General features: G+C 44.2%; 18 protein-coding genes and 1 tRNA gene. 8 read left to right on the forward strand and 11 right to left on the reverse strand.

The annotated features are described in order from the left end of the window. Positions 1–4: 4 nt before the first annotated feature. The 3 genes from BLT07_RS02630 (at position 5) to BLT07_RS02640 (ending at position 1,504) form a co-directional block, all read left to right on the forward strand. Positions 5–958, forward strand: coding sequence for a PorP/SprF family type IX secretion system membrane protein (locus BLT07_RS02630; RefSeq protein WP_091865644.1), 954 nt, complete (start codon positions 5–7; stop codon positions 956–958). A gap of 68 nt (positions 959–1,026) precedes the next feature. Continuing rightward, complete coding sequence (gene folB / locus BLT07_RS02635; RefSeq protein ID WP_091865647.1) at positions 1,027–1,389, forward strand: dihydroneopterin aldolase; 363 nt, start codon at positions 1,027–1,029, stop codon at positions 1,387–1,389. A 44-nt stretch (positions 1,390–1,433) separates the two neighbouring features. Beyond that, positions 1,434–1,504, forward strand: a tRNA-Cys gene (locus BLT07_RS02640). 118 nt (positions 1,505–1,622) lie between these two features. On the opposite strand, the gene BLT07_RS02645 is transcribed toward BLT07_RS02640, so the two are convergent. The 3 genes from BLT07_RS02645 to rnr form a co-directional block, all read right to left on the reverse strand. Further along, complete coding sequence (locus BLT07_RS02645; RefSeq protein ID WP_091865398.1) at positions 1,623–2,300, reverse strand: LysE family translocator; 678 nt, start codon at positions 2,298–2,300, stop codon at positions 1,623–1,625. 167 nt (positions 2,301–2,467) lie between these two features. Continuing rightward, positions 2,468–3,142: a head GIN domain-containing protein gene (locus BLT07_RS02650; protein ID WP_091865400.1), complete on the reverse strand. Its 675-nt coding sequence runs from the start codon at positions 3,140–3,142 to the stop codon at positions 2,468–2,470. 193 nt (positions 3,143–3,335) lie between these two features. Next, positions 3,336–5,552, reverse strand: coding sequence for a ribonuclease R (rnr, locus tag BLT07_RS02655; protein ID WP_091865402.1), 2,217 nt, complete (start codon positions 5,550–5,552; stop codon positions 3,336–3,338). A gap of 704 nt (positions 5,553–6,256) precedes the next feature. On the opposite strand from rnr, the gene BLT07_RS02665 reads away from it, so the two are divergent. Both BLT07_RS02665 and BLT07_RS02670 read left to right on the forward strand, forming a co-directional pair. Continuing rightward, positions 6,257–7,186 carry a cation diffusion facilitator family transporter gene (locus BLT07_RS02665; protein ID WP_091865406.1) on the forward strand — a complete coding sequence of 310 codons (930 nt, stop codon included), beginning with the start codon at positions 6,257–6,259 and terminating at the stop codon, positions 7,184–7,186. A 147-nt stretch (positions 7,187–7,333) separates the two neighbouring features. Next, positions 7,334–7,777, forward strand: coding sequence for a GNAT family N-acetyltransferase (locus BLT07_RS02670; RefSeq protein ID WP_091865649.1), 444 nt, complete (start codon positions 7,334–7,336; stop codon positions 7,775–7,777). A 29-nt stretch (positions 7,778–7,806) separates the two neighbouring features. Here the strand turns inward: BLT07_RS02670 and BLT07_RS02675 are convergent, their stop codons facing one another. Then, complete coding sequence (locus BLT07_RS02675; protein ID WP_091865407.1) at positions 7,807–8,181, reverse strand: hypothetical protein; 375 nt, start codon at positions 8,179–8,181, stop codon at positions 7,807–7,809. A gap of 336 nt (positions 8,182–8,517) precedes the next feature. After that, positions 8,518–9,774, reverse strand: a complete 1,257-nt coding sequence (gene dcm, locus BLT07_RS02680) for a DNA (cytosine-5-)-methyltransferase (protein WP_091865408.1) — start codon at positions 9,772–9,774, stop codon at positions 8,518–8,520. Between the two features lie 107 nt (positions 9,775–9,881). Between dcm and BLT07_RS02685 the strand changes: the two genes are divergently transcribed. Continuing rightward, on the forward strand, positions 9,882–11,072 hold the full coding sequence (locus BLT07_RS02685) for a C40 family peptidase (RefSeq protein ID WP_091865411.1): 1,191 nt from the start codon (positions 9,882–9,884) through the stop codon (positions 11,070–11,072). Here the strand turns inward: BLT07_RS02685 and BLT07_RS02690 are convergent. The 4 genes from BLT07_RS02690 to BLT07_RS02705 all read right to left on the reverse strand — a co-directional run bounded on the left by BLT07_RS02690 (position 11,062) and on the right by BLT07_RS02705 (position 16,592). Then, positions 11,062–12,123 (reverse strand): Gfo/Idh/MocA family protein, encoded by a 1,062-nt coding sequence (locus tag BLT07_RS02690; RefSeq protein WP_091865414.1) that lies wholly within the window; start codon positions 12,121–12,123, stop codon positions 11,062–11,064. The genes BLT07_RS02685 and BLT07_RS02690 overlap by 11 nt on opposite strands. A gap of 192 nt (positions 12,124–12,315) precedes the next feature. Continuing rightward, complete coding sequence (locus BLT07_RS02695; protein WP_091865417.1) at positions 12,316–14,439, reverse strand: pyrroloquinoline quinone-dependent dehydrogenase; 2,124 nt, start codon at positions 14,437–14,439, stop codon at positions 12,316–12,318. 30 nt (positions 14,440–14,469) lie between these two features. After that, the gene (locus BLT07_RS02700) at positions 14,470–15,333 is read right to left on the reverse strand and encodes a fructosamine kinase family protein (RefSeq protein ID WP_091865419.1); all 864 of its coding nucleotides are present in this window, start codon (positions 15,331–15,333) and stop codon (positions 14,470–14,472) included. A gap of 161 nt (positions 15,334–15,494) precedes the next feature. Beyond that, positions 15,495–16,592, reverse strand: a complete 1,098-nt coding sequence (locus tag BLT07_RS02705) for an SGNH/GDSL hydrolase family protein (RefSeq protein WP_091865422.1) — start codon at positions 16,590–16,592, stop codon at positions 15,495–15,497. 213 nt (positions 16,593–16,805) lie between these two features. On the opposite strand from BLT07_RS02705, the gene BLT07_RS02710 reads away from it, so the two are divergent. Both BLT07_RS02710 and BLT07_RS02715 read left to right on the forward strand, forming a co-directional pair. After that, a complete protein-coding gene (locus tag BLT07_RS02710) occupies positions 16,806–17,912 on the forward strand; it encodes an acyltransferase family protein (protein WP_245726429.1) in 1,107 nt (368 codons plus the stop codon). 37 nt (positions 17,913–17,949) lie between these two features. Further along, the gene (locus BLT07_RS02715) at positions 17,950–18,759 is read left to right on the forward strand and encodes a 3-keto-disaccharide hydrolase (RefSeq protein WP_091865424.1); all 810 of its coding nucleotides are present in this window, start codon (positions 17,950–17,952) and stop codon (positions 18,757–18,759) included. Positions 18,760–18,817: 58 nt separating this feature from the next. Here the strand turns inward: BLT07_RS02715 and BLT07_RS02720 are convergent, their stop codons facing one another. Next, positions 18,818–19,600 carry an SDR family NAD(P)-dependent oxidoreductase gene (locus BLT07_RS02720; RefSeq protein ID WP_091865426.1) on the reverse strand — a complete coding sequence of 261 codons (783 nt, stop codon included), beginning with the start codon at positions 19,598–19,600 and terminating at the stop codon, positions 18,818–18,820. Positions 19,601–19,734: 134 nt separating this feature from the next. Next, positions 19,735–21,366, reverse strand: a complete 1,632-nt coding sequence (locus BLT07_RS02725) for a S41 family peptidase (protein ID WP_091865428.1) — start codon at positions 21,364–21,366, stop codon at positions 19,735–19,737. Between the last annotated feature and the right edge of the window lie 16 nt (positions 21,367–21,382).

The raw sequence follows: 21,382 nt of genomic DNA on the forward strand, positions 1-21,382 counted from the left end.
TACCATGCGCAAATTCATACTGACCCTGCTTTGCTTATGTGGCCTTTTTGCCGCTAGGGGCCAAGAGCTTAACTCGCCCCAATTGTCCCAATATCTGGCGGATAACCCATTTGTACTGTCCCCCGTATATGCGGGTATCGGCGACCATGTCAAAATACGCCTGAACGGACTTACCCAATGGGTGGGTATCAAAGATGCGCCCCAGACCCAGTCTTTGGCGGCCGACATGCGCCTTGGCGAAAAATCGGGCCTCGGTCTTTTTTTGTACAACGATAAAAACGGGTATACCAAACAACAGGGAGCCAGAATATCTTTTGCACACCATTTGACCTTAGACCGCTACGATGATGAGTTTTTGTCGTTCGGAATATCCTATAACTTTAACCAGTTCAGAATCGATATCGACCAGTTTATCAATGCCAACCTTGATCCGGGAGTCATCAACAACCGGCAGACCACCAATCACAACTTTGATGTGGGGGCCATGTACCGCTACGGAAAATTCTACTTCAGCGCGAACGCCTCGAACCTATTGGGCAAAGATCCCAGTAATTTCACTTTTAACGCTGACGAGCCCAATGAGCTAAGAAATTACTATGCCTATACGGGATATCGGTATCGAAAGAACAAGAATTCCGATGTAGAGATCGAGCCTTCACTATTGTTCAAAATGTTTGAAAGCGACGGTCGCTCGGAAACGGATCTGAACCTAAAATTCCGATTCTACGATTTTGAGGATTATTACTATACCGGCGTCAACTACCGTTTCTTGAACGATCAAATTGGGGACCCTTTGTACATTGCTCCCTTTGCGGGACTTAAAAAGAGCAATTTCTATTTTGGATATTCCTACCAAATCATTCTCAATGAGATTATTACGTATAGTACCGGAACCCATGTTGTGACCATTGGCGTAGACTTATTTCAAGGGCTTAGTAATTGTCGGTGTACCTATTGAGATAAAAATCAGCATCAGACGCGTGCTATTTTCTAGTGTATTCGTTTAACTTTGCGGAAACCTTTACAGTGGGAAAAGTAAGAATCGACAATATTCGGGTGTACGCCCATCACGGATGCCTAAAGGAAGAAACCGCTATCGGCAGTGAATATCGCGTGGATGTTTCGGTGGATGCCGACCTTTCAAAAGCCTCGCTTTCGGATGCCTTATCCGATACTGTGGATTATGTACACATCAACCATATCGTGAAGCAAGAGATGGAAATTCCTTCAAAACTTTTGGAAAAAGTAGGTCAACGTATTATCACCCGAATTTTTGACGAAATCGATATTGTGAATAAAGCCAAGATCTGGGTCTCAAAAATAAATCCGCCTATTGGTGGTGACGTAGAAAAGGTAACCATTGTCATAAAGGAAAAAAGGGTGTATTAGATTTTCCAATGTACGAGAAAGAATTACCTTTGCAAAATAAATCTGGCATCGTGGCCGAGTGGCTAGGCGCAGCTCTGCAAAAGCTTGTACAGCGGTTCGAATCCGCTCGATGCCTCTAAAAATCCTGACTATGGTAGTCAGGATTTTTTTTTGCCCGGCAATGCTCCCGCTAGTTTGGTACTAATGGGCGGATGAGTGGGATTTACCAAGTGAGCGCCCATTTTATGATAGATTCAGGGGTGTATTCCCAAATCGATATTCTCAATACCTTTTTCGATGTCAAATTGGTCTTTGGGCAAAAATCCCTTCACTATCAATACGATGCCACATATGATCAAAATGAGACCGAGTATTTTTTTTACCCAAAATATGCGTCTAAAGGTGAGTTTTTGTTTGAGCTGTTTGGCCAAGAGAATTTTTAGGATATCCGTTGCGAAATAGGCTCCTATCATGGACGAAAAAAATAACAGTATACGTTCGGGATCATTGTCAAGGCTGGGACCGACCACGATGATAATGCCCAACCAGAACACCAAAACCCCAATATTGATGAAATTGAGCAGAAAACCCTTGACCGTAAGGTTCAAATAATTGCTTTTGGTGGATTTAAACTTGGATATCGCCTTTTTGGAAGGCTTTTTAAAGAAGATGGTTATGCCGTAAACCAAGAGAATTACGCCACCAAAAACGAAAAGTCCCGGTTGGTTGCTGAGATTTTCCAAGAGTTGAAAACTGCTGAAATAGGCAATTAGCAGAAAAAGTATATCGGCTAAAATTACACCCACATCAAAAGCCAAGGCAGCCCTAAAGCCTCTTGTCGCACTGGTCTCCAATAGCACAAAAAAAACAGGCCCAATCATAAAGCTTAATAAAAAGCCCAAAGGTATCGCTGCCTGTACGTCTTGCCACATATCAGTTATTAGTGTTATGTTATGCCTGCTTAACGGCAGGATAGGGTTAAAAGTTAACAGTTAAAACCGAAACAACAATCCCTATTAACTAATAACGATTAACTATTAACATTTTGAGTGGTATGATTAACTTTTATCAACACCTGATGTAACTTAATTTAAACAAATCACATCCGTGTTATCGTACCGCCAAACACTGTTTTTTCATCCATTTTTACAGGGTTCCCGTATACCAGAACTTCGCCACCCGCCTTGACGGTAGCCTTTACATAATCGGAAGCATAAATTTCTGCGCGTGAGCCCGCGTTTACGTTGATTGTAGAAAATTTGGTTTTCAGCGCCTTACCTTCATAAACACCCCCCGTGTTTATGGCTACATCTTGTAAATCAGAGGTTCCTGTAGTAATAATTATACCTCCGGTCACCGTTTTTATCAACAATTGCTCTACTTCCGCGGTGAGAACAATCTCGCCGCCTTCCTGTGCCTTCAATTCCAATACGTCTTGTGAAATGGTTTGTTTAGAGCTGATGCGAGCATCTTCGTTAACATCGATTACGACCAATTTTTCGGTGTAATACACATCGACGAACGTACGGTAACCGCTAAAAATTTTATCAAGCTGCATCCGGATTTTGAGTATACCGTCGTTGTTGACGATAGCCACTTTTTCGATATTCTCGCCCGTAACGACAGCTTTGTTGACGTCTGACTTTATCAGATTTATGGATAGGCCATCAAAAGCTTTGACCTCCGTAAACGGGCTGAGCTCTTGGGTAACGTCTTGAGCTGAAATAACACCTTGCCCCAGCAGTACTATCATAAAAAACATGAACTGTTTCATGATGTCAAATTTAGGTCGGTTGTATAGAACCATTCCTGAAGAGAGACAATTCATTGTATCTGTTCTCTACAGAAAAAGTTGTCGGTCTATATATAAACAAAATCCGTTCCGAAAAATTGTCTTGTTTCGATATAGGCACTCCCTTTACGTTGAAATACCCGGAACGCCATCATGGATTTTGTTTTACTCTATCCTAAGCTTCATGTTTACCAATTAAGGAAAAATCGAGATGTCGTTTTAACAGGTCGGTATCTTTTACCATCACCACGACCTCATCACCCAACTGATAGGATGTCTTCGTACGTTCTCCTACAATAGCGTACTCTTTTTCATCAAAGATATAATAATCACCCTTAATATCACTGATGCGTACCATACCCTCGCATTTGTTCTCTATAATTTCAACGTAGATGCCCCAGTCGGTAACACCACTGATTACGCCAACAAATTCTTGATCTTGATGATCTTGCATGAACTTGATCTGCATATATTTGATGGAATCACGTTCGGCACTTGAGGCCAGATATTCCATATCGGAGGAATGCTTGCACTTTTTTTCATAGACCTCTGCATTGGCCGATTTTCCACCATCTAAATAATGCTGAAGCAAACGGTGGACCATCACATCGGGGTACCGGCGAATGGGAGAGGTAAAATGCGTATAGTAATCGAAGGATAGTCCATAATGCCCGATATTATCGGTGGTATAGATAGCCTTGCTCATACTGCGGATGGTCAGGGTATCGACCAGATTTTGCTCCTTTTTACCCTTTACGTCGCTTAGAAGCTGATTTAGTGAACTGCTGATGGATTTTTTGTCCTTAAAATCCAACTTATGCCCAAAACGGGATATGATACCGTTCAAAGCCATCAGTTTATCAGGATCGGGATCGTCATGAATTCGATAGATAAACGTTTTCTTTGGCTTTTGCTTTCCAATAAACTCCGCCACTTTTCGGTTGGCCAAGAGCATAAACTCCTCTATCAATTTATTGGCATCCTTCGATTCCTTAAAATAAACGCCTTGGGGTTCGCTATCGGCGTTCAATATAAACTTGACTTCTAACTTATCGAACGATAAGGCACCGTCTTGCATACGTCTGCTGCGCATAATCTTGGCCAAGCGGTCCATTTCCAGCGTAGCCTTTACGACGACATCGGCAACCGCATAGGCCGCATCACGAATAGAAATGTCTTCGGGAATATCTCCTTTTTCGGTCTCTATAATATGCTGTGCCTCTTCATAGGCAAAACGTTCATCGGAATTGATAACGGTTCTGCCAAACCATTGGTTCTTGATTCCGGCGTTGTCCTTATCCATCTCAAAAATGGCGGAAAAGGTATATTTTTCTTCATTTGGACGTAAGGAACAGGCGTTGTTTGACAATACCTCTGGAAGCATAGGTACCACGCGATCGACCAAATACACCGAGGTAGCGCGCTCGTACGCCTCATCCTCTAAAATAGTATCGGGTAAAACATAATGGGAGACATCGGCTATATGGATACCTATCTCATAATTTCCATTTTCTAAGACCTCAAAGGACAATGCGTCGTCAAAATCCTTGGCATCCTTAGGGTCGATGGTAAAAGTTAAGGTGTCGCGCATGTCTCTACGCTTGGCAATTTCTTCGGCTTTGATGGAAGTATCTATGGTATCCGCGAAACGCTCGACTTCGGTCGGGAAATCATAGGGCAGTCCATATTCCGCTAGAATGGCATGAATTTCAGTGTTGTGTTCCCCAGGCTTACCGAGTACTTCGGTTACTTTCCCAATAGGTGAATCGCCATTATCGGCCCAGCTTTCAAGGGTTACGACCACTTTATCGCCATTGTTGGCATCCATCGTACTTCCCTTTGGTACAAAAAAATCGGTATACATTCTAAAATCCGTAGGACGAACGAAGGCAAAAGTCTTCTGTAGGTCGAGGATTCCGACAAACTCTGTCTTTTTCCGTTCTAGAATTTTTGTGACCTCTCCCTCGAGCTTTTTACCCTTTCTAGGTTTAAATATGTTCACCTCGACCATATCGCCGTGAAAGGCCTTGTTGACGCGGTTCTTCGGGATGAACACATCATCGTCCATACCTTCGATAACTATATATGCATCGCCTCTACCGGTAAGGTCGACTTTTCCCGTATGAGTACTTCCGCCAAGTTTATTTTTAGATGTAGCGCTGCCAACAACTTTATATTTGCCTTGGTCTTCTTCTTCAATCCTATTTTCGGCTTTCAACTGCCCCAGGCGTTTGATCAATTGATTGCGGTCTTGCGTATCGGTCAGGTCAAGCTTGGCAGCTATCTGTTTATAATCGAATGTTTTCTGGGGTTCTTTTTCAAGCGTAGTGAAGATGCCTTTCGTAATCTCGTTCTTTCTATGGTTTCTGGCTTTCTTTTTCTTCTTCGTCATTAATAATAATTATGTATTTGGGCGGAAAATTACGAATTATACACGTAGTATCCGTAGTTTCGGCCGTTAAGTTGTTGGTTTGAACGGTATAGACCTTTCGAACCTGCGCTCCTTTACTGCAGATTTTCTTTAGGGTTATCAACATTTATTACATATTCTATTTTCTTTTTTAAAATTTTAAATAAAAAATGGTGGTTATGATAGGGTGTTGATAGCGGTATAAAAATTGAAAGTAAAACTTGCTTTGAACAGAAACGTAAACTTGTTGACAACGTATACCGGTTGTCGATGCTTCTGAATCAAAAGATTATACCGGTTATGAAAATTGGTTGATAACCGATGTTAACATCCAATTTTTGATAAGTGAATTGAAATTGAATGTTGATTAGTGAGGATATTTGTTTGACAGACCGCTATCAAGTTCGAACAACTATTTTCTGCGTTTCGGATTCAATTTTGTAAGCGGGAATCGGAATGGGAAATCCTAATTTAGTATCCCATTTCTTTTGATAGGTTATCAACACCTATAGACTAAGTTATACCCTACAAATGAACATCCGTATATGGGAAAATAGAAATATTTCTTGTGAACGTGCGATACAGTGTTGTAAAGCGCTACTATTCGTATATTAATAAGGATGTGGCTATCTTCGTATTTTCTTTGTTAGCATATCTATGGAGTATTTTTAAATTGTAAGCCTTTTATGTCCCATTCCCATTCCCATTCCCATACTCATTCTCACAGTCATTCCCATCCCGATCTAAAAGGAAGGAACCTGATTGTTTCCATCTTACTAAATATTCTGATAACGGTTGCACAGGTAATAGGAGGCTTGATTTCGGGCAGTCTTTCGCTTTTGTCGGACGCCCTTCACAATTTCAGTGATGTAATGTCACTTATCGTAAGCTATATAGCCAATCTTCTTACGAAAAAAGAAGCATCTGACCGGAAGACATTTGGATACAAGAGAGCCGAAATTATTGCAGCTTTCGTCAATGCCGCTACCTTGATTGTTGTAGCCGTCATATTGATTAAAGAGGCAGTCGAACGCTTCCTTAATCCACAGGAAGTAGCTTCGGATTTGGTTATTTGGCTCTCTCTATTGGGTATTGTGGCCAATGGATTCAGTGTTTTGCTTTTAAAGAAGGATGCCGGCAGCAATATGAACATGAAATCTGCCTATTTGCATTTACTGACAGATATGTTGGCTTCTGTCGCCGTCTTGATAGGCGGCCTATTGATGAAATTCTATCAGGTATACTGGATAGATGCGGCACTTACTTTGGCCATTGCACTTTATTTGATTTACATGGGTTACGACCTTTTAAAAGATTCGACCCGAGTCTTAATGCTTTTTACGCCCAATACGATACACGTTGAACAAATTGTCGAGGCTATCCAGAAATTATCGTCCATCAAGAACGTGCACCATATACATATATGGCAATTAAACGAAGATGAAGTACACCTTGAGGCGCACGTCGATTTTAATGAGGATATCCGATTATCGGAGTTTGATAACATCTTGGGCAAAATAGAGAAGGTGGTATACCATGAATTCGGAATCAATCACGTTAATATTCAACCTGAATTCAATAAACCGGATAGTAAGCTAGTAATCGTTCAGGATTAAGGTCGCCACACAATGTCTTTCATACCCACTGTAATGAAAGGCATTGTGTACCGACTACAACAATAGATGTATCACGTCCCCACCATTAGAGATGCATCTTTACCATGGTTAGCAAGCGTGCGGACCTTGGGCCTAGAAACCTATTTTATGATAGAGATTGAAGTCAAGACGTTTAAAAAATTGACCAACAAAGAGCTTTACGAACTGTTGCGTTTAAGAAGCGAGGTATTCGTTGTAGAACAGGATTGTGTATATGAAGATCTCGATGGCAAGGATCAAAAGGCATTACACGTTATTGGAACGAAAGAAGGTGAGATTGTCGCCTATGCCCGTATTTTCAAGTCTGGTGATTATACGGATGAAGCGAGTATCGGTAGAGTAGTAGTAAAGAAAAATCAGCGTAAATTCGGATATGGCAAAATTATCATGAAAAATGCAATACACGCGGTTCATGACCACTTTAACGAAAATGTCATTCGTGTGTCGGCGCAGATGTATCTGGAGCGCTTCTATCACGATTTAGGCTTTAACCAAGTCGGTGATGGCTATTTGGAAGATGGTATCCCGCACATAGGGATGGTTCGAAAATAGTAGGAAAGCGATTTTTCTCTTAAAAGTTCCTATATCTTGATAGGCTCCTTGTTGCTGAGGTTAATATCCTCTAACATGGTATCCGTAAATTTATAGTGTCCTCTTGTAGTGATAATTCGAAACCGATTGGAATTCATTCGGCTCAAAGTATCCAAAAACAGCCACTTGGTCTTTAGCAACCTGGGCTTACTGGATTTCAAGCTTATTTCAAAATAATATTTTCTACCATTTTTAAGTGCTACGATATCAGGTGTAATCTTTGCATCGTGCCCTTTACGGATATACGATTTAGGGGTTTCATACCCTTCCATATCCGCTTTTATATCTTCAAAGCCAGTGGCTTCCAGGTGGTGAATAGACTTTTCTAAAAATGCCTGATTTTCTGACTTTTCTACATTTACCATAGCTCACAAGATACAGCAAAAAATAATAATTACAAACTATACGGTCATATTAACTTGAATTTAGGAATTTCGTTTCACATATCAACTTTCAAGATGGGGGGTTATTCACAGATTGTATATGAGCAAAATTTACTCCTACAAAAACTTTTTTATTAATAGAATACGTGGGGATTAGACGCTGTAGTAGGTAATTGGAGGTATAGCACCTCCTAATTTTATCTATAATACCTATTAAATTCAAGTATGTTCGGACGAACGGTTGCTAATGACAAATAGGAGCGAGGTATATGAGGATAGCAGACCGATTGGTCTGTAAAAAGAAATGCGCATACGTGTTTAGAAACGGATTTTATGGATTAATGCAACACCCAATTTTTCTACTACGCCTACAACCAAGGCGTTTCCCATGAAAAAGGCGCGTTTAGTGTCGCTGATGCCTTCAAGTTCGGTATGGGTATCGGGGAACATGTTCAAACGTTCCAGTTCGACCGGGGTCAATCGTCGCAATCCTTTTCCAGTTTGTACTACATGTTTGAAGCGTGATGGGGTCCTACCACCTTCGCCGGTAATTATAGTACGGGAAGCATTGTGTAGCGCATCCGGAAAAATCATTCCCCCTTCGGTATAGTGGTATTCGAATCCATTTTTGGCGGTTCGTGTTTCCTTTTTGGCCCCTTTCAGATATTCCCATTTTGGATAATCTTCCGAAGGGATAAAAAAAGTGTCATCCACTTCCCCATGTTGAAGGATGTCACCTAAAACCGTCCGTGTTCCGTCATAGTTGGGCGTTGTTTTTATGGTAAAGACCTTTCCTTTTATAAAGAAACCGGTATTTTCAAAGGGGGATAATTTTTCTCCTATATTAAATTTTTCGGAAATTTCTACAAGGGATGCGGTCAGGGCGAATGACGGTCTTTCGATTTCTTGGAAAGTAAACAAATCCTTTTTTTTGGAAGGATTTTGCACTGGAAACGCCTCTGCCATTGTTCCGGAAAGTTGCATCCAGTCCGATTTAGAAGCTCTTTTCAAGCGTTTGTAAACAGGTGTTGATTTGTGATAGGCCACTATGAAAATCCGCCGCCTACGTTGTGGCATCCCATAATCCGCCGCATTGATAACGCGCCATTCCACCGCATATCCCAGATCATCCAAACTTTTTAGAATGATGGCAAAATCCCTTCCCCGCTGTGTCGAGGGAGATTTGAGCAAGCGGTCAACGTTTTCCAGCATCAAATATTTCGGTGGATTTTCCTTTTCGGATACTATCCTATGGATGCTCCACCAAAGCACTCCCTTTTTACCGATCAATCCTTTGGAATTCTTTAGCGTAGTGGCCACGGAATAATCTTGACAGGGAAAACCACCGACCAGCACATCGGCATCGGGAATTTCGCTTGTCTCTACATCGGCGATATCGGCATTGCTATGGTTATCGCTTCCGAAACGGGCCTCATACACCTCCGAGGCATGTTGTCTTTTTGAACTAGGTTCCCATTGATTGCTCCAAACAACCTCAAAATTTTCATTGCTTTCCAGTCCCAGTCGAAAACCGCCGACACCTGCAAAAAGTTCGATGACCTTTAATTTTTCCATTGTTTCAAATTTACATAATTTACCTTGGCGAAATAATCGGGTGTTGTGTCAAAGCGGCAAAAGACACACTGGATTATGCGATAATTTTGGCTTAATTTAGCGCTACTATGAACAAGACCTATTTGAAAGCCGTTATCACCATTCTTTTGGCCGTACTGTTAACAGCCTGTGGAAAGATGGATGACAGGCGAAAGCTGTTGGCACAGGTTCAAATTGTACAATCTGAATATGCACCCGATAAACGCACAGCCTTGTTCGATGTTTCCGTGGTCGATGCCGCCGAAACCTTTGTACTGATGGGCGAAACCAATTTGCCAGAAGCGGTCGAGGCACTGAAAGCCAAGCTAAAATCGGAAAACATCAATTTTAAAGATGAAATCGAAAGAGTACCCTCAAAAAACTTGAACGGAAAAACAGCGGCACTGATTAACATCTCGGTCGCAAACTTAAGGAGCCAACCCAAACATTCCGCGGAGCTGGCCACCCAGGCGACTTTGGGCACCCCGGTGAAAGTTCTTAAAGAACAGGAGGGTTGGTATTATATTCAGACCCCCGACAAATACTTGGCCTGGGTCGATGACGGGGGCATCGAACGTATGGATGACCGTGCCATGGCGAATTGGAAAACTACAGACAAGATAATATATACGAAAACCTATGGCCATTCATACGAGGGCCCGGCTAGGGATCAACCCGTATCCGATCTAGTGGCCGGGAATATTCTGGAAATTATAAAGTATGTGGATGAATTTTTTATTGTGCGCTATCCCGATGGCAGGCAGGCCTATGTCTCAAAGGAAGAGGCGGAACCCTACAAAGCATGGCTCGAAAAATTGACGCCCAATACTGATAGTCTCGTGGCCACATCGAAGACCTTGATGGGCGTACCCTACTTATGGGGCGGCACCTCGACGAAGGGAATGGATTGCAGCGGCTTTACCAAAACCGTATACTTTCTGAACGGCATGGTCATCCCCAGGGATGCCTCGCAGCAAGTACATACCGGAAAGGCCATCGATTCCGTTGCCAATTTCGAAAAGCTACAAAAAGGCGATTTGCTTTTCTTTGGAAAAAAAGCTACCGATTCCACTTCGGAAAAAGTGGTGCACGTAGGGATTTGGATAGGCAACAATGAGTTTATCCACGCATCCGATAAGGTGCGCATCAGCAGCATGGACAAGAATGCCAAAAAATACGATGAATTCAATCGCAACCGCTATCTACGGACCAAACGAATTTTAAAGGAAAAGGATGAGGGGTTGATCAGTTTGTTGGATACGCCGTTGTTCAAAGATTAACCGTTTTCCCCGTCCGAAACGACTCATCCGCTGCCAAAACGATGCGCAGGCTGTTGACCGCGTCTCGCATGTGGTCGCTTAAATCAACGTTATCAGTTATCGCCCTCAGAAAATATTCCTGTTCCAACTTACAAAGTGCATCATGGTCGGGTTCGTCGGAGGTGTTGATAATTTCATCGGGCTTGGCAAAATTTCCTTCGCTGTCCAGTGCCGCATGATGCAGTTTTAAGCCTCCCGTTTTCGTATGGTCTTCCACATTATCGGAATCCCCTTTGGTATCGTCGGAGATGGAAACGCTTCCTTTTGGGCCAATAACGTCCTTAATAAAAAATGCGGTCTCGCTCATCATCGGACCCCAGCCCGCTTCGTACCAGCCCACGGAACCGTCTTCAAACCGTACCTGTAACTGCCCATAATTGTACATTTTTGCATCGATTTCATCCGATAGCCTTGCCCCAATGGCACTGACACTCACCGGAACGGATTGGGTCATCAGGCACATGATATCCACATAATGCACACCACAATCCACAATCGGCGACATGCTGTTCATCAACTGTTTATGCGTGTACCACATATCTCCCGAGGCTTGTTGGTTAAGGTTCATACGCATCACTAAAGGCTTGCCGAGGGTTTTTGCCACTTCGACAAATTTTGCCCAGGCCGGATGCACGCGAAGAATGTACCCAACCACCATTTTTTTATCTTTTTTAAGTGCCAAATCGACCAGGTCTTGGGCTGTTTCGACGGTCAACGCCAAAGGTTTTTCTACAAAAACATGGGCGTTGGCGTTCAGTGCCGCACGAATATATTCCGCATGTGTATCGGGGTAGGTATTGATGGAGACCGCATGGGGTTTTGTTGCGGCCAAAGCATCTTCATAACTGGCGAAAGTCGGGTAGCCGCCCAATGCTGCGGATAGTTTCTCACGGCTTTTGGGCGTTCGACTGACGAGGCCTACGATTTCGAATTCGTCCATCTGATGATAGGCCCGCGCGTGGGAAGCACCCATGTTGCCACAGCCTACTACTAGTATTTTTTGTTTTTCCATGGTGATACAAGTTAAATGTTATTTTGTTATAGGTTATAGACGTTAATATGCCCGTGCGGCCTGACAGTTTCAATCTAGAAACGAAACTTGTCTTTTACCATTGTCATCCCGCTACCCCTAGCGTTAAGCTCGTGAAGTGATGCAACGTTAATCAAGCAAGTTACAATCTTTAGCTGTTGCCGCGCAACTTTTTCACTCCAAGGCAAACGCCAAAATCTTGTTTCCCTTCTCCGTTCCCAACTTCTCCCCGCCACAGGCAATGGCAATATATTGCTTTCCGTTCACTTCGTACATAGCGGGAGTGGCGAACGCGGCTGCTGGCAATTTGTATTCCCAGAGCAGTTCTCCGGTATGTTTATCGAAAACCCGGAAATAACCATCCCGGGTCGCGGCGATAAATAGGAGTCCGTTTTCAGTGACTACGGCCCCACCGTAATTCTCCGTTCCCGTCCCGATGCCTTTTTGTCCTAATTCGGGGGTATTCCCAAAGGGGACCGACCAAATATACTCTCCAGAATTTAAATTGATTGCGTGGAGCGTACCCCAAGGAGGGTCAATTGCTGGAAGGCCTTTGCTATCTAAGAATTTATTATAACCCAAATGTTTATAGGGCAATTGGAAAGCTTCCTTTTTCGTTGAATTCTCGGCAACGTTGTGCTTGACTTCCTGATTGAACAGAAAACGAAGTAGGGCACTCTTTTCCTCAATTTTTAATTGCGGAAAACCGGTCATCATACCCTTTCCGTGCGTAATGATATCCAGTATCTCGTCCGTTCCTTTTCTAAGCTCTATATCGATCAGTGCGGGAAACCCGCTTGCCGCTAATCCTCTGCGGTCCGGTTGATGGCAGGTTACACAGTATTTTTGATACGTAGCCTCGCCCAAGGGCAGGTCGCTAAGCTCGGTATCGTTTACATCCATCTGCAGGATCCAGGGCATTTCGTTGGCATTGACATAAATAATACCGTCTTCGGGATCAGCTGAGGTGCCTCCCCATTCCGCGGCCCCATCGTATCCGGGAAATAGGATTATAGGCTCTAGGCCCGGAGGGGCATACTGCCGCTTTTCTACAGTTTTTAAAATTTGCCGCAACGAATCTGGATTTTTCGAAAACGGACTTACATGGTTCTTGGTCAATTCGGTAGATTGGCGGGCAAAAGGTTTTGGTTTTACGGGAATCGGCTGTGTAGGCCATGCTTTTTCTCCTTCCAAAGTCGATGCGGGAACGGATACTTCGTCAATATCAAAAAGCGGTTCGCCACTCTTTCGATTAAATACATAGACATACCCTTGTTTGGTTACTTGGGCCACAGCGGGAATCTTTTCCCCCGCTCTTTCGACCATCAAAAGATTGGGTGGTGCGGGCGGGTCACGATCCCAAATATCATGATGGGTGAACTGAAAATGCCACAGGCGTTTTCCTGTATTGGCATCCAAAGCAATCAGGCAATTGGAATATAGGTTACTACCGGTTCTGATTCCCCCGTAAAAATCCGGTGCAGCGGAGCCAGTCGGGACATATATAATTCCCGTTTCGTCGTCCACGGCCATACCTGCCCAATTGTTGGCCGCACCGACGATATCACTTGTATAGGCCTCTTTATCTTCCCAAGTATCATAGCCTGCCTCACCGGGATGAGGTATGGTATGAAACACCCATGCTACGGCACCGGTCTCTACATTAAAGGCCATGATATTTCCGGGGGCCGCTCCCTCACCTTCCGAAAGTCGTAAAGGCATTACGATAAGATCTTTATAAATCGCGCCTGGCGTATTGGAAATTACGAACTTCTCTTTGGCACTTTCTGGCATGCCCGACCGCATATCGATTTTTCCGTTGTTGCCAAAAGAGGATATCGGTTTTCCGGTCAGGGCATCCAATGCGAACAAATTCGGACCGCGAGTACAAAGAATACGTTTGTCATCGCCCTTTTCCCAATAGGAAACACCGCGACTGGTCGAATGCCAAACCTGAACGGAATCACCAAATTGCCAGATTTCTTCTCCTGTTTCGGCGTTCAGCGCAATTACCCGAAGAGCTGCGGTAACCCCATATAAGATACTGTCGACGACTATTGGGTTCATCTGCATCTGCCCGAAATCCGGAGCTTCGTACGACCAGGCAACTTTAAGGCCTGCCACGTTTTCGGGCGTAATCTGCGATAAGGTGGAGTAGTGGCTGCGGCCTGAATCCCCCAAATAGGATGACCATGTGGTGTATTCTCTTTTGGGAAGAGGGTCTTTTTCGGAAGTTGTACATCCGACGACTACCAAGACCGCCAATACAAATACGAAAATAGGTTTTTTGATATACATAAGCGAAACGAATGGATGTCCTAAAACTAGTCAAAAATACCTGTTCAAAAGATCTTTAACCGGACGATAATACGATTTCCCGAATAAATTCAAGTGTACGAGCAGAAAATACAACTGATAGATATCTTTCCGCTCTTCTTCACCACCGATTTGTGGAAAATGCTCGTTGTAAGCACCATAAAACGAAGTATCGAAACCCCCAAAAAGTCGGGTCATGGCGATATCGACTTCATGATGTCCGTAATAGGTTGCCGGATCGATTAGGTAGGGCTGGCCGTCTTGGGAAATAATATAGTTGCCGCTCCACAGATCACCATGCAAAAGGGAAGGTTTCACAACGGGAAAAAGGGTTTGGCAGGCTTTTAGAAGGGTTTTCTCGGAGGGAATTTCGTCGTCAAGAAGTCGTTTTTCGTCCGCAGCTAACCTTAATTGGGGCAGTAATCGCTCCGCCACATAAAATTTAGCCCAATCGGAATTCACTTTGTTCGACTGTGGAAGGCTTCCGATATAATTGTCAGCTTCCCATCCAAAAGTGTCGGTTGCAGAATTTTGATGAAGCTGTGCCAGTTGATGTCCGAAGTGTTCCATTTCTTGTGGTGATGCTCTTTTTGGTGCTATGTATTGCATGACCAGAAATCCACCTTTATCTAAAACTTCGCACAACACTACTTTTGGAACCGCAATCGTTTTCGTACTGGCAATTGCCTCCAAAGCCTTTTTTTCCGCTAAAAATAGGGTATCGGCTTGGTCGGCATGGTTCACTTTACAGAAGAAAAGCTCCGATTCGGTTTCCAGCAGGTATCCTTGAGAAGTATCACCGCCTGAAACCGATCGTACACCTTCAATGTTGACGCAAAGCAGATATTCGATGTGATCTTTGAGGTGATTATCCATAAACTAATTTCATTTTTAGTGTCTCAACCATTAGAGGCCCATAATTCTTTAGTTGGAGATATCCGTATTTGCCGCGCCCTTTACCTTTACATCTTCGCAAAAAGAGCGTTAAGCGAATTGTACTTCGCCCTTAGCGATACTTTAAAGGCTAGATTTTAATCTCACTGCCGCACCAAGGGCTCGAGAATTTTTTCATAAGCAGCGGCATACTGCGCCATCCCGAGATCGGTAGGATGCGTGCCATCGACAAAAGCGTCGTTCGAAAGTCCTATTTCCGCCTTGGTTAGCAGGTACATTTTTTCAAATCCATCTCTTTTTAAGGCGTCAAACGATTCGGTCATCCAAGAGTTCAAAGTTTCATAGACTTTCTTTCGGCTCGTATCGACAGGCCCATCGGAATATCCGGCATGCTGAACCAAAAGAATCGGGGTTTGGGGATGTTTTTTCCGAAGGGATAAAACGCTCTCCCGAATGCGTTTTTGAATTTCTTCCTTGGTCCGTTTCTCGTTCGGGGAAAGATTGGGTAGGCAATCGAGTACAAAGACCGAAGCGTCGATTTCGTTGATGAGGTCGATGACTTCCGGTTCCAATCTTCCGTTGCCGGAAAACCCTAAGTTTACGACCGGATAGTCCAGTTTTCGGGAAAGAATATTCGTCCACGCCATCCCGGGACGCGAGGCACAGGCACCCTGGGCAATCGAGGTACCATAGACGACTACGGGTTTTTCGGGCCTTGGCGGGAGAAACCGAAACGAACTTCCCCCCTTTACACCGACCTGAAGAGTTTTAATATTGTTGTAAAGCGGAAAAAGGAGCTGATGTTCGTGAATCCCTTTGGACAGCGCGTTGAGTTCAAATGTATACCTAATCGTATCGTTGAATACTCGTTCACCCCTCGCCCAAAGCCAATCCTTACCGTTTTTGACGTACAGATCGACACCGCTGACCCCAGTGGCCGGCATATGCTCCATGGCCAAACCTCCCCCTACCTCATACTGGACGATAATAGTATCAGCATCCGTCTCAAACCGAACGCCCAATCCGGCAGAATTGCTCGAAAGATTCCAGACGGCATCGCGCACTGAATTTTCGGCCTTGTCCGGCAGCCGATTAAACCCGATATTCTCCCAGCCCTGGCCTTCTAACCGCTGTACCGAATCCGACACGGTATGCCAGAGAGAATTATCCTGTTTTTGGGCGGAAGCCAGAGTTGCTATAACCAAAAACAGAACACATAAAATTTTGCCTTTATCAGTCATAATTTTAGAGACTTATTTTCTTACTGAATAGTTACTATTGAATGGGTTGTATCGGGTGTTTGAAGATATACAAAAAAATGGATTATGCATCGCCACTCTCGACCTAAGGAAATTTTCTTTACATTAGATGCTATAAAGTCTTTGGTTTATCTTGTTTTCGATTTAAACTTAAAACTTACAACCTAATAACGGGTAACCACCAACATCTTCTCTATGTCACAACTGGCCTCGAATGTCTCAAAACGCCTATTTTCTTTAGATGTATTCCGTGGATTGACCATGTTTCTTTTGATTGCAGAAGCCGCTGGTTTTCACCATAATTTTGGAGAACTTACCGAAGGCACCGCTTTTTCCGGTCTTGCCCTTCAATTGGAACACCACCCCTGGAACGGACTTCGATTTTGGGACCTGATACAGCCCTTCTTTATGTTTATCGTCGGGGTCGCCATGCCGTTTTCGCTGCGAAAGCGATTGGCCGTCGGAAGCCACGGAGAGGTTAACAAACACATTTTGAGAAGGTGTTTTTTGTTGTTCGCTTTCGGAGTTTTGTTGCACTGCGTATATAGCCATGCTTTGGTCTGGGAGCTTTGGAACGTGCTGGTGCAATTGGCCTTTACCATCTTGATTGCCTATGCTATCATGCAACTCCCCAATAAAATACAAATCGCTATATCGATTGGGTTGCTGCTACTGACAGAAATTCTGTACCGTGCCTACAACCCCGAAGCGCCCTATGCCCAAGGCCATGAAAGTTTCGGCGCCTACATTGATATGCTGATCATGGGCAAGGTGAATGACGGTTATTGGGTGTTTGTCAACTTTATCCCCACAGCGGCACACACCATTTGGGGTGTGGTCTGTGGCAGAATATTGTTATCCAATGTACCTGTAAAGGAAAAGTTGAAGCCGTTTCTTATCTGGGGCGGGGCTATCTTGATTTTGGGATTTGCAATGGACTGGTTACACATTACGCCCATCATCAAACGAATAGCGACCTCATCGTTTACTTTAGCCTCAGGCGGATTCGCGATTCTGACCCTGACCCTTTTTTATTGGGCGATAGATATTAAAGGCAACAACCCCAGCTGGCTACGGATTTTCTCCGTGGTAGGCACGAATTCCATTTTCATCTATCTTTTTGCGGAAACGGTAGGCGCGCAATGGTTCCGCGGCTTCGGGATGATTTGGACGGATGGCCTGCTCGGGCCGCTTGGGCTATCGGAACAGGTAATTGCGGTGGTGAACGCCTTGCTGGTGCTGTTTATCTTTTGGTATATCACCTACTTTTTAGATAGACATAAGGTGTATTTTAAGGTTTAAGATTAATCTAAAGGACAAAAGATTAAAAAGGGAGAACATGAACACTACTGTATTTTTATCGGTAAAACCATTGGGCATCGTACTCTTGCTCTTAGTATTCCAGCAATGTGGCGGCCAAAACAGGTCTGCGACCGATGACGGTTGGGTCCCCCTATTCAACGGCAAAAACCTGGATGGATGGACCACAAAAATCCACCATTATGAAACGGGGGACAATTATGGTGATACATTCCGAGTGGAGGACAATATGATTAAAGTGCGCTACGACAAGTACGAAGGTGATTTTAACGAACGGTACGGGCACTTGTATTTTGACACTCCCTATTCCAATTACCATCTTTCGATGGAATATCGTTTTGTGGGCGAACTGCATCCCGGAGCGCCCTCCTATACCTTAAAAAATAGTGGCGTAATGTTCCACTCCCAAGACCCCCGCACCATGCCAAAGGAGCAGAACTGGCCGATTTCCGTAGAAATGCAGTTTTTAGCGGGCATCACCGAGGGTGAAGAAAGGCCAACCGGTAATATGTGCTCTCCGGGCACCGAGATAGTCTACGAGGGGGAAATATATCCCGGCCATTGCCTCAACTCTACTTCCGAGACGCTATTCGGCGACCAATGGGTCAAGGCCGAATTGATTGTTCGAGGGGATTCTTTGGTAACCCATATCATCAATGGCAAAAAAGTACTCGAATATACCAAGCCCCAAATAGGCGGCGAAGTGGTAGAGGGCTTTGACCCGAAAATAAAGAAAGATGGGCAGTTATTGAAGGAGGGGTTTATTGCGCTGCAAAGCGAAGGGCAGCCTATAGATTTTAGGGATATTAAGATAAAAATCCTGCAATAATCTAGAGATTAAAAATCAAGAATAAAGATTTTTGGATGGACAGATCATACAAACAAGACTACGGCAAATCTTCCGGATATTTCCCCGCCGTAGTCCATCCACCATCAACGGGGATGGTCTGTCCGTTGATGTGGGAAGCTTCATCGGAAAGTAAAAAGAGGCAGGTATTGGCAATATCTTCTGGTTTGCCGACCCTACCGTTGGGGTTGAGTTTGCCCCAGACCCCTTCGTAATCGGGTTGCTCTTGTTTTGTACGTTCGGTCAGGGTCGCTCCCGGTGCGATAGCGTTTACGGTAATGCTGTATTGCCCCAGCTCATAGGCCAGATTTTGGGCGAGCATCAGCAAGGCAGCTTTGGTCATGCCATAGGCGGACAGCCGGTGGTAGGCACGAATACCTACTTGCGAGGATATCAGAACCATTCGCCCCCCTTGGCCTTGTTGTATCATTTGTTTGGCGGCACTTTGCGCCAGAAAAAAGGCACCTTGCAAATTAAGGCGCATTACTTTTTGAAAAGCTTCAGGAGTAAAGTCTAAAAATTCTCCGAAAAGGGACATGCCAGCGTTGGGTACGACGAAATCAACGCTCCCAAAGGTGGAACGGGCGAATTCAACCATGTTTTTTATGGTCGGCACATCTCCGGCATCACCCGAGAAAGCCAAACAGCGTCCCGTATTTTTTGCATCCAAAACTTTTGCGGCTTTTTCTGCCTGCGTTTTGTCGATATCGTTGAGTACGACATTTGCGCCGGCCATGGTCAGCAATTCGCAGATGGCATAACCGATGCCCTCACCCGCACCGGTCACGATTGCCGTTTTGTTTTTAATACCTGAATACTGCATCAGTCGTTCTTAAACGTAGCTGTTGATTTTCCCGACCGCATATCCATATGTGACCTTCGCCCAAATGAATCGGGAATCAAACAAAATTCTCTTTGTTGATTTATTTTAGGAGGACGGCCTACTAACAGAAGCGGTTATTTCAAAAGCCCAAAATATTTCCCTTCATCCGCCAGCAAACCGGTAGCCGCTAAAATAGTCTCGTCGTTCTTTAAATAATAGTCGTAAAGACCTTCCCGATAGAAGTAGCGTTTTACGATTTCGTCCTCTAACTTCTGTTGGATTTCTTTTTGGAAGTCCTCCAAAGCGGTAATCTTACTTTTTTCAATGTCCAACAACAAGGTCTTAAAATCGTTTTCGATGGCGTCGTTGAAAATGACTTCTTCACGGTCGGTCATGGCCTTTTTCAGTGCTTTTTCGGTCTCTGTCTCATATGAAAAATCGCTTTTGGAAACATAGGTTTTAAAGTCCTGATAATCGCCTTCCGAAAATTTAAAGCTATCAAGATTTTGCAACTTGTGGTGGTAATAATAGTTCGTGGCGTAATCAAAAATAACATGGTTGTTGAGCAAAGCTGTTGTCAACTCGTTCGCTTTGGCCGATGTAATTTCGAGGTCCGGTAACACGCCACCACCGTCCTGAACCTTTCGGCCATTGCGGGTGGTAAAGTCGTTGAACGTGGTTTTTTTTACGGCATTGCCGTCGTCGTCACGGTGCCAATAATCTAGGGATTGAATGCATCGGCCGGATGGTGTGTAGTACCGACTGATGGTCACTTTAAGATGGGTGCCGTAGGTCAATTTTAAAGGACGCTGCACTAGGCCCTTGCCATAACTTCGGGCGCCCATGATAACCGCACGGTCGAGGTCTTGAAGGCCGCCCGAAACGATTTCGCTGGCAGACGCGCTGCCGCCATTGACCAAAACTACTAAGGGAATTTCGGTGTCCACAGGGTTGTTTCTGGTTCGGTACTCGCTATTGAATTTTTTGACCTTCGATTTGGTGGTAACGATCAATTCGCCCTTGTTCACAAAAAGATTGGTCACGTTGATAGCTTCGGATAGCAAGCCGCCGGGATTGTCCCTAAGATCTAAAATAATCTTTTCGGCTCCTTTGCCCTTTAGATCGACCAATGCGTCTTTTGTTTGGCCCGAGGCCTTTGCATTGAATTTTGATAGTACAATATAGCCCGTTTTATCGCCGATCATTTGGTAAAAGGGTACGGCATCGACCTCTACCGCTCCTCGGGTAATTGTAGTTGTTTTGGTCTCCCCTTGTCGGCTATAGGTTACTTCGACTGAAGTATCGTTGGCCCCTTTTAACAACTCACTGGCGTTGTCCTTGAAATCAGGGACCTCGATATCGCCGATTTTCAGGATTTCATCGCCGGCTTTTAATCCCGCTTTGTCCGCTGGATAGTCTTTGTACGGTTCAACGATCAATAGCTTGTTCTCGTACGAGCGTACTAAAGCTCCTATACCGGAGTATTCGCCGGCATTGTTGATGCGATACGTTTCGACATCCTGTTCATTAAGAAACGTAGTATACGGATCTAAATCTTCGAGCATGTTCTTTATGGCGGTATCCATCAACTCGGCAGGGTTGGTCTCGTCGACGTAGTTCATGTTCAACTCTTTGAACAATGTGGTAAAGATTTCAATCTGTTTGGCAATCTCGAAAAAGTCGCTTTTGACGAAACTGCTGCCGGCTAGAAATAACGTAACCGCCAAGACAGGGATTAAGACACGTTTTTTGAGCAGTGTTTTCATGGCATGTATTTAAAGA

The organism is Pricia antarctica, assembly GCF_900101815.1.
Lineage (GTDB): Bacteria > Bacteroidota > Bacteroidia > Flavobacteriales > Flavobacteriaceae > Pricia > Pricia antarctica.

What these genes read in the sequence shown, in the direction of transcription:
- BLT07_RS02630 (WP_091865644.1), top strand. Translation starts at nt 5, where the DNA reads ATGCGCAAATTCATACTGACCCTGCTTTGCTTATGTGGCCTTTTTGCC.
- BLT07_RS02645 (WP_091865398.1), bottom strand. Translation starts at nt 2,300, where the DNA reads ATGTGGCAAGACGTACAGGCAGCGATACCTTTGGGCTTTTTATTAAGC.
- BLT07_RS02650 (WP_091865400.1), bottom strand. Translation starts at nt 3,142, where the DNA reads ATGAAACAGTTCATGTTTTTTATGATAGTACTGCTGGGGCAAGGTGTT.
- rnr (WP_091865402.1), bottom strand. Translation starts at nt 5,552, where the DNA reads ATGACGAAGAAGAAAAAGAAAGCCAGAAACCATAGAAAGAACGAGATT.
- BLT07_RS02665 (WP_091865406.1), top strand. Translation starts at nt 6,257, where the DNA reads ATGTCCCATTCCCATTCCCATTCCCATACTCATTCTCACAGTCATTCC.
- BLT07_RS02670 (WP_091865649.1), top strand. Translation starts at nt 7,334, where the DNA reads ATGATAGAGATTGAAGTCAAGACGTTTAAAAAATTGACCAACAAAGAG.
- BLT07_RS02675 (WP_091865407.1), bottom strand. Translation starts at nt 8,181, where the DNA reads ATGGTAAATGTAGAAAAGTCAGAAAATCAGGCATTTTTAGAAAAGTCT.
- dcm (WP_091865408.1), bottom strand. Translation starts at nt 9,774, where the DNA reads ATGGAAAAATTAAAGGTCATCGAACTTTTTGCAGGTGTCGGCGGTTTT.
- BLT07_RS02685 (WP_091865411.1), top strand. Translation starts at nt 9,882, where the DNA reads ATGAACAAGACCTATTTGAAAGCCGTTATCACCATTCTTTTGGCCGTA.
- BLT07_RS02690 (WP_091865414.1), bottom strand. Translation starts at nt 12,123, where the DNA reads ATGGAAAAACAAAAAATACTAGTAGTAGGCTGTGGCAACATGGGTGCT.
- BLT07_RS02695 (WP_091865417.1), bottom strand. Translation starts at nt 14,439, where the DNA reads ATGTATATCAAAAAACCTATTTTCGTATTTGTATTGGCGGTCTTGGTA.
- BLT07_RS02700 (WP_091865419.1), bottom strand. Translation starts at nt 15,333, where the DNA reads ATGGATAATCACCTCAAAGATCACATCGAATATCTGCTTTGCGTCAAC.
- BLT07_RS02705 (WP_091865422.1), bottom strand. Translation starts at nt 16,592, where the DNA reads ATGACTGATAAAGGCAAAATTTTATGTGTTCTGTTTTTGGTTATAGCA.
- BLT07_RS02710 (WP_245726429.1), top strand. Translation starts at nt 16,806, where the DNA reads ATGTCACAACTGGCCTCGAATGTCTCAAAACGCCTATTTTCTTTAGAT.
- BLT07_RS02715 (WP_091865424.1), top strand. Translation starts at nt 17,950, where the DNA reads ATGAACACTACTGTATTTTTATCGGTAAAACCATTGGGCATCGTACTC.
- BLT07_RS02720 (WP_091865426.1), bottom strand. Translation starts at nt 19,600, where the DNA reads ATGCAGTATTCAGGTATTAAAAACAAAACGGCAATCGTGACCGGTGCG.
- BLT07_RS02725 (WP_091865428.1), bottom strand. Translation starts at nt 21,366, where the DNA reads ATGAAAACACTGCTCAAAAAACGTGTCTTAATCCCTGTCTTGGCGGTT.